This window comes from Salinisphaera sp. PC39, assembly GCF_040361335.1.
Classification (GTDB): Bacteria; Pseudomonadota; Gammaproteobacteria; order Nevskiales; family Salinisphaeraceae; genus APNM01.
Map to the genome: position 1 here is coordinate 108,376 of NZ_APNM01000003.1, position 12,064 is coordinate 120,439.

Annotated in this window: 10 protein-coding genes and 2 tRNA genes; 8 read left to right on the top strand and 4 right to left on the bottom strand. The window is 69.0% G+C overall.

The annotated features are described in order from the left end of the window. Positions 1-9: 9 nt before the first annotated feature. The 4 genes from PC39_RS04350 to PC39_RS04365 all read left to right on the top strand — a co-directional run bounded on the left by PC39_RS04350 (position 10) and on the right by PC39_RS04365 (position 3,662). Positions 10-85, top strand: a tRNA-Val gene (locus PC39_RS04350). A gap of 8 nt (positions 86-93) precedes the next feature. Continuing rightward, positions 94-170: transfer RNA gene (locus tag PC39_RS04355), tRNA-Asp, on the top strand. A 152-nt stretch (positions 171-322) separates the two neighbouring features. After that, the gene (locus tag PC39_RS04360; RefSeq protein ID WP_353252144.1) at positions 323-2,233 is read left to right on the top strand and encodes a SurA N-terminal domain-containing protein; all 1,911 of its coding nucleotides are present in this window, start codon (positions 323-325) and stop codon (positions 2,231-2,233) included. Positions 2,234-2,246: 13 nt separating this feature from the next. Continuing rightward, on the top strand, positions 2,247-3,662 hold the full coding sequence (locus tag PC39_RS04365; RefSeq protein WP_353252145.1) for a sodium/glutamate symporter: 1,416 nt from the start codon (positions 2,247-2,249) through the stop codon (positions 3,660-3,662). 46 nt (positions 3,663-3,708) lie between these two features. Here PC39_RS04365 and PC39_RS04370 read toward each other — a convergent pair whose 3' ends face one another. The 3 genes from PC39_RS04370 to PC39_RS04380 all read right to left on the bottom strand — a co-directional run bounded on the left by PC39_RS04370 (position 3,709) and on the right by PC39_RS04380 (position 5,995). Then, positions 3,709-4,200 (bottom strand): C40 family peptidase, encoded by a 492-nt coding sequence (locus PC39_RS04370; RefSeq protein ID WP_353252146.1) that lies wholly within the window; start codon positions 4,198-4,200, stop codon positions 3,709-3,711. Between the two features lie 115 nt (positions 4,201-4,315). After that, entirely contained in the window at positions 4,316-5,323 is a 1,008-nt protein-coding gene (gene trxB, locus PC39_RS04375) for a thioredoxin-disulfide reductase (RefSeq protein ID WP_353252147.1), read from the bottom strand. Between the two features lie 69 nt (positions 5,324-5,392). Further along, entirely contained in the window at positions 5,393-5,995 is a 603-nt protein-coding gene (locus tag PC39_RS04380; protein WP_353252148.1) for a peroxiredoxin, read from the bottom strand. A 251-nt stretch (positions 5,996-6,246) separates the two neighbouring features. On the opposite strand from PC39_RS04380, the gene sppA reads away from it, so the two are divergent. From sppA to PC39_RS04395, 3 genes are all read left to right on the top strand, one after another. After that, the gene (sppA, locus tag PC39_RS04385) at positions 6,247-8,112 is read left to right on the top strand and encodes a signal peptide peptidase SppA (protein WP_353252149.1); all 1,866 of its coding nucleotides are present in this window, start codon (positions 6,247-6,249) and stop codon (positions 8,110-8,112) included. Then, positions 8,112-8,948, top strand: a complete 837-nt coding sequence (locus PC39_RS04390; RefSeq protein WP_353252150.1) for an alpha/beta fold hydrolase — start codon at positions 8,112-8,114, stop codon at positions 8,946-8,948. Before sppA ends, PC39_RS04390 begins: the two co-directional genes overlap by 1 nt. 75 nt (positions 8,949-9,023) lie before the next feature. Further along, complete coding sequence (locus PC39_RS04395) at positions 9,024-9,995, top strand: glutathione S-transferase family protein (protein WP_353252151.1); 972 nt, start codon at positions 9,024-9,026, stop codon at positions 9,993-9,995. A 151-nt stretch (positions 9,996-10,146) separates the two neighbouring features. Here the strand turns inward: PC39_RS04395 and PC39_RS04400 are convergent, their stop codons facing one another. Continuing rightward, a complete protein-coding gene (locus PC39_RS04400) occupies positions 10,147-10,806 on the bottom strand; it encodes a TetR family transcriptional regulator (RefSeq protein ID WP_353252152.1) in 660 nt (219 codons plus the stop codon). A gap of 149 nt (positions 10,807-10,955) precedes the next feature. Between PC39_RS04400 and PC39_RS04405 the strand changes: the two genes are divergently transcribed. Continuing rightward, positions 10,956-12,047: a ferredoxin reductase gene (locus PC39_RS04405; protein WP_353252153.1), complete on the top strand. Its 1,092-nt coding sequence runs from the start codon at positions 10,956-10,958 to the stop codon at positions 12,045-12,047. The last annotated feature ends 17 nt before the right edge of the window (positions 12,048-12,064 follow it).

Genomic DNA, 12,064 nt, shown 5'->3' on the forward strand with positions numbered 1-12,064 from the left:
GCACCCACCGGGTGCTTAGCTCAGCTGGTAGAGCGTCGCCCTTACAAGGCGAATGTCGGCGGTTCGATCCCGTCAGCACCCACCAGTTAGCGCGGAGCGGTAGTTCAGCTGGTTAGAATACCGGCCTGTCACGCCGGGGGTCGCGGGTTCGAGTCCCGTCCGCTCCGCCATTTAGCAAGAACCGCGTCGATCCGGTCCCGGACCGGGTCGCGCGTCGAACGACACGGGGCGCTTCGGCGCCCCGTTTTTGTTACAACGAGGGCAGGGAACGCCGCGCGGCCCGGCCGGGACCGCGCGGGGACACGGCCCCGGGTAGAGCGTTATGTTGCAGCGGATTCGAGACAACGCCAGCGGCCCGATCGCCTATGTGGTCGTCGGCCTCATCAGCCTGGTCTTCGGCGTCTGGGGCATCGGCTCGTACTTCACCGAGGACCCGAACCCCCCGGTCGCCAAGGCCGGCGACGTCGAGATCACCAAGTACCAGTTGCAGCGGGCCTACGATCAGCGCTATCAGCGCCTGCAGCGCCTGATGGGAGATAACTTCGATCACGACATGATCGATCCCCAGCGCTTCCGCCGCGGCATCCTGGACGGGCTGGTCCAGGACGCACTGCTGCAGCAATACGCCCGCGACGCGGGCTACCGCGTGACCGACGCCGCGCTGCTGCAGGCGCTGCGTTCCGAACAGCAGTTCCAGGTGGACGGTCGGTTCTCGCCCGAGCGTTACCGTGCCCTGCTGTCGCAGGCCGGTCTCGCGCCCGGCCAGTTCGAGGCGGGCCTGCGCGACGACCTCGTCGTCCAGCAGGTACGCACCGGCGTGATCGAGAGCGCCTTCGCCACCCACCGCGAGGTGCTGGCGGACTATCGGCTCGACAAACAGCGGCGCGAGCTCGCCTACCTGGCCTTCGAGGCCGACGATCTGCGCGACGAGGTGGACGTCAGCGACAGCGAGATCCAGGCCCACTACGAGCGGAATCCCCAGGCCTACACACGCCCCGAGCGGGTCAAGCTCGCGTACGTCGAGGTCGACCGCAACGAGCTCGCGCCGGCGGCCGAGCCGGACGAGGAATTCCTGCGCGCGCTCTACGAGCAGGAGAAGGATGCCCGCTTCCGCACCGCCGAGCGCCGCAAGGCCCGGCATATCCTGGTGCGCATCGGCGAGGACGGCGAAGCCGACGCCGCGCGTCGGGAGATCCAGCGGTTGTCGGCCCGGCTGGACGAAGGCGCCGCCTTCGCCGAGTTGGCGCGCGAGCATTCCGACGACGAGTCCACCGCGAAGGACGGCGGCATGCTGGACTGGGTGACCCGCGGCAGCATGGTCGCCGCCTTCGAGAAGGCCTTGTTCAAGCTGGAGGAGGGCGAGGTGTCGGCCCCGGTCAAGACCGACTTCGGTTGGCACCTGATCAAGCTTGAGGAGATCGATCCCAGCGAAACCAAGCCGTTCGATTCGCCGGAGGTCCAGGACGAACTCCTCGAGGTGTATCGCGCCCAGGAACGCGATCAGCGCTTCCGGCAGCTCAGCGAGCGGCTGGACAGCCTCAGTTTCGAGGCGCCGGATTCGTTGAAACCCCTTGCCGATGAGCTGGACCTGGAGATCCGCGAGAGCGGCTGGATCAGCCGCGACGGCGGCGAGGGGCTGGGCGATTACGACGCCGTGCGCAAGGCCGCCTTCTCCGATGCGGTGCTCAAGGACCGCCTGAACAGCACGCCCATCCAGCTCTCCAGCGACCGCCTGGTGGTGGTGCGCGTGGCCGAGCATCAGAAGGGCGAACGCCGTCCGTTGTCGGCGGTGCGCGACGAGATCGCCGCGACGCTGCGCGAGCAGGCCGCCGCGGAGCGCGCCCGCACCCTGGCCGAGGAGGCGAGGGCGGCGGCCGAGTCCGGGCGGCCGCTGGCCGAGATCGCCGAGACGGGGCCGGCCGAGTTGCACGAGCCCGGTTGGGTGACCCGCGAGAACGGCGATCTGGACGCGGCGCTGCGCGATGCCCTGTTCGCGATGCCGCGCCCGGCGGACGCGGCCAGCTACGCCCTGGCATCCCTGCCCGCCGGCGGCACCGCCGTGCTGCGGCTGAGCGGCGTCGAGCCGGGCGAGCCGCCGGCCGGCGGCATCGCCGACGCCGGCACTCGCGCCCGTGCCGTGCGCGGCCGTATCGCGGGCATGGAGTACGCCGCGCTGCGCAAGAGCCTGGAGGACGATTACCAGGTCGAGATATACGAGGACCGGCTCGACTGAGCCGGCCGTCGCCATGAGCCCCGAGCGCGTCGGTTTCGCCCTTCTCCTGCTGGGGGTGATGCTGTATGCGGGCAAGTGGCTGCGCCTGCACTGGCGGCCCGCGCAGGCGCTGTTCCTGCCCGGCTCGATCCTCGCCGGTTTCCTGGGCCTGCTGGTCGGGCCGCACGTGCTGGGCGCCGTCGCCGCCGTCGGCGAGGGCGCGTTCGCGCAGGGGCCGGTGCCGCCGTGGATCTACCAGGTCTGGGGCACACTGCCGGGCCTGCTGATCAACGTCGTGTTCGCGACCCTGCTCATGGGCGTGCCCCTGCCGGCCCCGCGCCGGGTATGGGGATTGGCCGGACCGCAGCTCGCCTTCGGTCTGTCCCTGGGGGCGGGGCAGTACGTGGTCGGCATCCTGCTGGTGGCGCTGGTATTGGCGCCTTTTTTCGACATCCCCCTGATGGCCGGCGCCCTGATCGAGATCGGGTTCGAGGGCGGTCACGGCACCGCCGCCGGCGTGCAGGCCGTGTTCGACGATCTGGGTTATCCGGCCGGCGGAGAGCTGGCCGTGGGCATGGCCACGGTGGGCGTGGTGGCCGGTATCGTCACCGGCATCGTACTCGTGAACTGGGGCGCGCGCAGCGGCCGTGCCGTATGCCTGGACGGGCGCGCGGCGAGCGTGTCGCACGGCCAGCGGCGGGGCGTGATCGAGGACCACGAGGCGCCGCGTACGCTGGGTTCGATGACCGTGCGCCCGGAATCGATGGAACCGCTGACCCTGCACCTGGCGATGATCGCGCTGGCGATCCTGATCGGCGTGGGACTGCTGGAGGCCCTGAGCTGGCTGGAGCGCCTGACCTGGGCCCGCGACGGCGGTCCGGTGCTGCTGGGCGCGGTGCCGCTGTTTCCGATGGCCATGCTCGGCGGCGTCGCCGTGCAGGCACTGTTGGGGCGTCTGGGGCTGGCCAACCTGCTGGACCGCGAGACCATGCTGCGCCTGCAGGGACTGTCCCTGGACGTGCTGATCGCCGCGGCGATCGCCAGCCTGTCGCTGCCGGTGATCGCGGACAACTTGGTGCCGTTCGCGGTCCTGGCCGCGGGCGGCATCCTGTGGTGCCTGTTCCTGTTCCTCTGGGCGGCGCCGCGCATGATCCCGGACTACTGGTTCGAGCGCGGCATCGGCGACTTCGGCCAGTCCATGGGCGTGACCGCCACCGGCCTGATCCTGATGAAGATCGCCGATCCCGAGAACCGGTCGCCGGCCTACGAGGCCTTCGGCTACAAACAGTTGATCTTCGAACCCTTCTTCGGCGGCGGCTTGATCACCGGCATCTCGGTGCCGTTGATCTACAACTTCGGCCCCTGGCCGTTGTTCGGTGCCATGGTGGCGCTGCTGGCGTTGGGGCTGGCCTCCGGACTGCTTTATTTCGGCAGGAACAAGGCGGCCTGATCGGGGACTGACGAAAGTCGGGTCTCCGTCCTTGCCCTGTACTGAACTACGGCAACACCTGGATCACCGCCACGCGCCGCTGGAACCAGTAGGCATTGTCGACCGTCTCCAGCGCCACCTCGTCGCGGTCGAGCGACGCATGCAGCATGCTGCCGTCGCCGATGTAGAGCCCCACGTGCAGGATGGCGCGCTCGCGCCCGTTGCGGGTGCGTTCGACGCGGTGGAACAGCAGGTCGCCGGGGCGGGCCTCGGCGAAGCGTATCGGGCGTCCCGCGCGGAGCTGCGCCTCGCGGTCGCGGGGCAGGTCGAACCCGGCCTCCTCGAAGGCGAAATGGACGAATCCGGCGTCGTCGAAGCCCTTGCGGTCGGCGCCCCCGTAGCGGTAGGGCGCGCCGATCTGGGCGCTCGCGGCCGCGATCACCGCGCCGCGGGCCTCGGTGGGCGCGGGCTCGCCCGCGCCGGGCAGGCTCATGCCGGCGCAGGCCGTGAGCAGGGCGGCCGCCAGGAGTGCGGCGAGGAACGGGACAGGACGTCGCATGCGGCCAATGATGCCTGATGCGGACGTGCCGCTCCAGCACGTGAGCCGATAGGGAAAGGCCGGCCGGGCGTCGCCGCCGGGCCGGCCGTATCGCCGGAACGGTCGGGCGTCCGGCTCAGCCGCCGGCGACCGCCTTTGCCGTGTCGGCCGGGGCCGGATTCTCCTCAGCCAGGCTGTCCAGGTATTTCTCGGCGTCGAGAGCGGCCATGCAGCCGGTACCGGCCGAGGTGACGGCCTGGCGATAGACATGGTCCATGACGTCGCCGGCCGCGAAGACACCCGGCACGCTGGTGGCGGTGTGGTTGCCCTGGGTGCCGCTCTGCACCTTGATGTAACCGTTCTCCATGTCGAGCTGGCCGGCGAAGATGTCGGTGTTGGGCTTGTGTCCGATGGCGATGAACACGCCGTCCACCGCGATCTCGCGGGTCTCGCCGCTTTCCTTGTCCTTGATCCGCATGCCGGTCACGCCCATCTCGTCGCCCAGGACCTCGTCGAGGACATGGTTCCAGACGATGCTGACATTGCCGTTCTCCGCCTTCTCGAACAGCTTGTCGGCCAGAATCTTCTCGGAGCGGAACTTGTCGCGCCGGTGCACCACGGTGACGTGCGCGGCGATGTTCGACAGGTACAAGGCCTCCTCGACCGCGGTGTTGCCGCCGCCGATCACGGCCACGTTGCGGCCCTTGTAAAAGAAGCCGTCGCAGGTGGCGCAGGCGGACACGCCCTTGCCCATGAACGCCTGCTCGGATTCCAGGCCGAGGTACTTGGCGGTGGCGCCGGTGGCGATGATCAGCGCGTCGCAGGTGTAGACACCGCGATCACCCTCCAGGGTGAAGGGCCGCTCGCCCAGTTTCACGGTGTGGATGTGGTCGAAGACGATGCGGGTGTCGAAGCGCTCGGCATGCTCCTTCATGCGCTCCATCAGCGCCGGCCCCTGCAGGCCGGTGACATCGCCGGGCCAGTTGTCCACGTCGGTCGTGGTCATTAGCTGGCCACCCTGTTCCATCCCCGTGATCAGCACCGGGTCGAGGTTCGCGCGCGCGGCGTAGACCGCGGCGGTGTAGCCGGCGGGGCCCGACCCCAGGATGATCAGCTTGTGGTGCTCGGTCTGCTTGTCGCTCATGGTCGCTCGTGCTGCTTCAGTGTGCCGGCGGCCGGGACGCGCCCGGCCGCCGGTCCAGGGTACCGTGGATCAGAGGCTCTCCGCATGCTCGGAAAGATAGGCGGCGACGCCCTCGGCGTCCGGCTTCATGCCGGACTGCCCCTTGCGCCAGCCGGCGGGGCACACCTCGCCGTGTTCCTCGGTGAACTGCAGGGCGTCGACCATCCGCAGCATCTCGTCCACCTCGCGGCCCAGCGGCAGGTTGTTGACGATCTGGTGCTGGACCATGCCGTCCTTGTCGATCAGGAAGGAGGCCCGCATCGCCACGCCTTCCTCGGGATGGGCGATGCCGTAGGCACCGCAGATGCGGTGCGACTTGTCGGAGACCAGCGGGAAACCGACCGGGCCGATGCCGCCCCGGTCCACCGGCGTGTTGCGCCAGGCGTAGTGGGTGAACTCGGAGTCGATGGACAGGCCGATGAGCTGGACGTTGCGTTCCTCGAAGGCATCGATACGGTTGTTGTGGGCGATGATCTCCGAGGGGCACACGAAGGTGAAGTCCAGCGGCCAGAAGAACAGGACCACGTACTGCCCGCGATACGCCGAAAGCTTGAAGTCTTCCTGGATGGAGCCGTCCGGCATCACGGCGGCGGCGGTGAAGTCGGGGGCTTCGCGACCCACGAGTACGCTCATTTCCTGTCTCCTTGAGTTGCGTATGGAACGTTTCCCCGGCGGTCCGCGATCGCTCGGGGCGGGTGCCGGCAGCCGCCGGGCGCGGCTACGTTGCAATGCAACATTCTAAGGCCTGGCGGCGGCGGCGCAAGTTGATATTCGCAATGCGCTTCATAGGTGCGGCCTATCGCATGTCGGCGACGGCGATGCTTGGGTTGCCGGGGCCGATGACGTAGTATTCCGGGCTCTTCCGCAACCGACGAGAGGCCCCCGTGGCATCACGCGATTCCGCCAAGCGCGGCTCATTCATCGGACGGTTCTTCCGCGGGATCTGGCGCACGCTGACGGTCACCTACGCGGTGGTCAGCATCGCCATGCTGCTCCTGGTGCCGCTGGTGCTCTACATGACCCTGTTCGGGGGTCCCGCGGTGACGGTGGAGCAGGACGTGGCGCTGGTCTGGGCGCCCGCCGGCGATCTGGTGGAGCAGCGCACCCGCAACGTGCAGGAAGCCCTGGTCGAGCAGGTCACCGCGGAGCGCCGTCACGAGAGCGTGGTCCGCGACCTGGTCGACTCCCTGGATCACGCGGCCGGGGACGATCGCATCGCATTCGCTTTCCTCAAGCTCGACGAGCTCGGCGGCGCCTCCACCGGCCAGCTCCAGGACCTGGCGGCGGCGATCCGCCGCTTCAAGGAATCCGGCAAGGAGGTGGTCGCCTGGGCACCGGCCTACAACCAGGGGGCCTACTACCTGGCCGCCCAGGCCGATACCGTCTACCTGGACCCGCTGGGCCAGGTGTTTCTCCAGGGCTTCGGTCTCTACCGGCAATACTTCAAGGATGCCCTGGACAAGCTGGGCGTCGAGATCAACGTATTCCGCGTGGGCGAGTACAAGTCGTTCGTGGAGCCGTTCACCCGCAACGACATGTCGCCCGAGGCACGCGCCGCCAACCGCGCCTGGCTGGAATCGCTGTGGCAAACCTATCGCGAGGGCGTGACCGCCGGCCGCGAGCTGGAGGCCGGGGCCGTGACTCGCTATGTCGAGGGCTACGGCGATACCCTGACCCGGCTCGCCGGCGACGCCGCGCGCGCCGCGCTCAACGCCGGGCTCGTGGACAAGCTGGCCACGGTCGAGGAGATGCGCGCCGATATGCGCGAGAAGGTCGGACGCGATCCCAAGCACGGCAGCTTTCGCCAGATATTCCACGGCGACTACCTGCGTGTCGCCCGTTCGGAGCAACCGGCGCCGCGCACCGACAGCCGCATCGGCCTGATCGTGGTCGAGGGTCCGATCGTCGAGGGCCGGGCGGTCTCGGGTGCGGCCAGCGGCGAGAACATCGCGCGCCTGGTCTCCAAGGTCCGCCGCGACGATCACATGGCGGCCCTGGTGCTGCGGGTGAACAGCCCGGGCGGCTCGGTGTACGCCTCGGAGCGTATCCGGCGCGAGATCGCCATGCTGCGCGAGTCCGGCAAGCCGGTGATCGTCTCCATGGCCGGCGTGGCCGCTTCCGGCGGCTACTGGATCTCGATGAACGCCGACCAGATATGGGCCCAGCCGGCCACGATCACGGGTTCGATCGGGGTGTTCGGCCTGGTGCCCACGTTCGCGCGGCCCCTGGAGAAGATCGGGGTCCACACCGACGGTCTCGGCACCACGCCGTTGTCGGGTGCGTTCCAGGCCACCAAACCCCTGGACGACACGGCCAGGCGCATTCTCCAGTCCGGCGTCGAACACACCTACAACCGTTTCATCCGCGAGGTCGCCGAGGCCCGCGGCATGGGCGTGGAGGCCGTCGACCGCATCGCCCAGGGCCGGGTCTGGAGCGGCGCGGATGCCGCGCGCATCGGTCTGGTGGACAAGCTGGGCGGACTCGAGCGGGCCATGGGCGCCGCCGCCGAGGCCGCGGGGCTGCAGCCGGGCGACTACCGGCTCGAGGTTGTCCGTCAGGCCGACGACTGGCGCTCGGCGCTGCTCGAGCTGCTGTCCCTGGAGGTCGGGAGCCTGTCCTGGCTGCCGGACTGGATCGCGAGGCTGCCCCTGGACTCGACGGTGCGCTGGCTCGGTCACGGCCTGAGCGATCCGCGCGATCTCTATGCGCACTGTTTCTGCGAGATCGGAGCCGTGCCGGGGGATCGCTGATGCCGCGCGTCCAGGTCCGGGGCCGGGTCCGCATCCACTACCGCGAGGCCGGGGATGTCGAGCCCGTCGTGCTGTTGCACGGCCTGGGCTCCAGCGGCCGGGACTGGGAATACCAGATACCGGCCTTCGCCGAGCGACACCGGGTGATCGTGCCGGACCTGCGCGGCTCGGGCGACAGCGACAAGCCGCCGGGGCCCTATCGTATCGCCGATTACGCCGCGGACACCTGGGCGCTGCTCGACAAGCTCGGCATCGCCGAGGCGAACCTGGTGGGCTTGTCGATGGGCGGGGCGACCGCCTTCGAGATGGCGGCGAGCCGACCCGAACGGGTACGCCGCCTTGTGGTGGTGAACTGTCCGCCCAGCTTCGCGATCGACTCGCCCCGGAAGGCGCTCGAGATAGGCATGCGCCTGGCGGTGGTGCGTTGCCTGGGCATGGACCGCATGGCGGCGATCGTCGGCCGGCGCCTGTTCCCGGCGCCGTCGCAGGCGGAGTTGCGGTCCGAATTCGAGCGCCGCTACGCCACCAACGACAAGCGCCACTACCTCTGGGCGCTGCGCTCGCTGCCGGGTTGGCAGGTCCTGGACCGGCTGGAGCGCATTACCTGTCCCGCCCTGATGGTGGCCGCCGAGCACGATTACACGCCGGTGGCGGCGAAGCGCGCGGCGGTCGAACGCCTGTCGGACGGGCACCTGGCGGTGATCCGGGATTCCCGCCACGGCACGCCCATCGACCGGCCCGAAGAGTTCAACCGCGTGGTCCTGGATTTCCTGGCCGGCCGGGCGCCCGAACCGGCGCCGGCCGAGAATGCACGAGCCGCGGATGCGCGCCGATAGAGGCGGATACGTGAGGGCCCTTGGCCCTGATCCGCGGTCATCGGCGTCAATCCGCGGATAGGATTTGTCGTAACCATGGGATTACTGATCGAGGGTGAATGGCGGGACCGCTGGTACGACACCGAGTCGACCGGCGGCCGTTTCGTGCGCGAAAGCCCCGGTTTCCGCCACTGGGTCACGGCCGACGGCAGCAGCGGTTTCCCCGCCGAGGCCGGGCGCTACCACCTCTATGTCTCGCTGGCCTGTCCCTGGGCGCACCGGACGCTGATCATGCGCGCGCTCAAGGGGCTGGAAGAGGCCGTGGGCGTGTCGGTGGTCGACCCCTACATGGGCGAGAACGGCTGGACCTTCTCGGAGGCGCCCGGCTGCATCCCGGACACCGTCAACGGCGCGCGCTATCTCTACGAGGTCTACCGCAAGGCGGTGCCGGACTACACCGGCCGCGTGACCACGCCCACGCTCTGGGACCGCGAGCGCGGGACCATCGTCTCCAACGAATCGTCGGACATCATGCGGATGCTCAACGCCGAGTTCGACGCCGTCGCCCGACATCCGGCGCGCGATTACTATCCGGCGGACCTGCGCGAGCGGATCGACGCGATCAACGAGCCGATCTACCACGAGGTCAACAACGGCGTGTACAAGGCCGGTTTCGCGACCGCGCAGGACGCCTACGAGGAGGCCTGCCGCAGCCTGTTCGCGCGCCTCGACGCCCTGGACGAACGGCTCGGAGGGCAGCGTTACCTGGCCGGGGATCGTCTGACCGAGGCCGACTGGCGGCTGTTCACCACGCTGGTGCGTTTCGACGCCGTCTACCACGGGCACTTCAAGTGCAATATCCGGCGCATCGCCGACTACCCGCACCTGTCGGGCTATCTGCGCGAACTCTACCAGGTGCCGGGGATCGCGGCGACCACCGACTTCGACCATATCAAGCAGCACTACTACCGCAGCCACGGCCACATCAATCCCACCGGGATCGTGCCGCTGGGTCCCGAGCTCGACCTGGATGCGCCGCACGGGCGGGATGCTCGGTCCGACCGTTGAGCTCGCCGCAAGGAACTAACCACAGAGGCACAGAGCGCACAGAGATAAGCCATATTTATTGCGCCGTTCATTAAGCGGACGAAACGTCCTGTGCTGCGCTTCTTTACGTCTGGCTCTGTGTTCTCTGTGTCTCTGTGGTTATTACTGTCTTTCAGGCGCCTTCGGCGCGAGTATCCTTGCCTTTCCGGTCAGAGGCGTCGCTGCGCCAGTGGGGCACGCCCAGCATGATCAGGCGGAGCTGCTTCTCGGTGGTGGCGACGATGGCGGCCTCCTCGCGCGAGTCGCGGGCGGGGGCGTCGAGGATCGACTCCGCGGTCGAGACCATGGCGTTGACCAGCAGCCCCGCGAGCATCTGCAGGTCCTCGGTGGACCAGCGCTCCAGGATCGGGAAGCGCGCCAGGTCGGTGGCCAGCTCGCTCTCGAACAGCCGCAGTTCCTGACGGATCGCCCCGCGTACCGCGGCGTTGCCGCCGTGGCGTTCGCGGGCGATGAAGCCGAAATGCAGCCGGTTGGCATGGACGTGACGGACCAGGATCTCGACCGAGCGCCGGATCACGTCGCTGCCCGATAGATCCTCCCGTCGCGCGGCCCGCAGGAGCTGCCGCAGGCTGTGCATGGACTCCGCGACCAGCGCCAGGCCCAGCGTCTCCATGTCGGGGAAATGGCGATAGAAAGCGGTGGGCACGATACCCACCTCGCGCGTGAGCTGGCGCAGGCTGAGGGCGCCCAAGCTGTGGCCGGCGGCGACCAATGCCAGGGCCGCATCCATCAGGGCCGTTCGCGTGCCGCCTTGGGGCCTGGATCGTGGCATGTGAATATCTGTTTACACTATAGGTCGATTCTAGGGCATGCCCCTTGATTGCGCAAAGCTATTTCTTGCGCATTTATTTAGTGAGCAAGTGTTGACATTGCGGTGCCGGACGCTACGATGTGTACAGTCGTTCACATGGATTGTCCGTCATGCTGCCATCCACCGCCGCCTTGCCGCGCCCCAGGTTGCCTTCGCTCGCGCGTCGTCTGGGGGAGGCCGCGACCGGGCCGCACGGCCTGGACCGCTACCTGGAACTGTTGTCGCCGCTCTGGGTGCGCGGCGAGTGCCGGGCACGCATCGAGGCGGTACGCCCGGAAGCGACCGATTGCGCGACCCTGGTGCTGCGACCGAACCGCGCCTGGGACGGCATGGCGGCCGGTCAGCACGTACCGGTGAGTGTGGAAATCGACGGCGTGTGCCACGAGCGGCGCTTCTCCGTGGCCAGTTCGGCGCATCGCCGCGACGGGCGCATCGAGCTGACCGTCAAGATCCATCCCGACGGCCGGGTCTCCCGCCACCTGGTGACACGGGCGCGGCCCGGCACGATCCTGCGCCTGGGTCCCGCCGCCGGCGATTTCACCCTGCCGTGGCCGCGGCCGCCGCGGTTGCTCCTGATCAGCGGCGGCAGCGGGATCACGCCGGTGATGTCCATGCTGCGCACCCTGTGTGACGAGGGCCACGACGGACGCGTCGATTTCCTGCATTACGCGCGCACCCGGCGCGACGCGATCTTCGCCGACGAGGTCGCGGCACTGGCGCGGCGTCATCCGAACGTCCATCCGCGAACCATCCTCACCCGCGAGGAACGGGACGGCGGTCGCTTTCGCGCCGGTCACCTGCCGCGCGATCACACCGACTGCGAAACCTATGTCTGCGGTCCCGCCCCGCTGATCGAGGCCGTGACCGATCACTGGGATCGCGCCGGGTTGTCGCATCGCCTGCACCGCGAATTCTTTCGGCCGCCGGCGACGCGGCCGGCCGTCGACGCCGCCGGCCGTGTTTGCTTCGAGCGCAGCGGCGTGACCGCCGCCGGCGACGGGCGCCCGCTGCTGGAGCAGGCCGAGGCGGCCGGCCTGACGCCCGCGCACGGCTGCCGGATGGGCATCTGCCGCGGCTGTGTCTGCCGCAAGACGGCGGGCCGGGTACGCGACCTGCAGACCGGTCGTCTGTCCGGCGACGGCGAAGAGGATATCCGCATCTGCGTGAACGCCCCGGCGGGCGACGTCACGCTACAGATATGAAACCGAGGAGGCGAGCC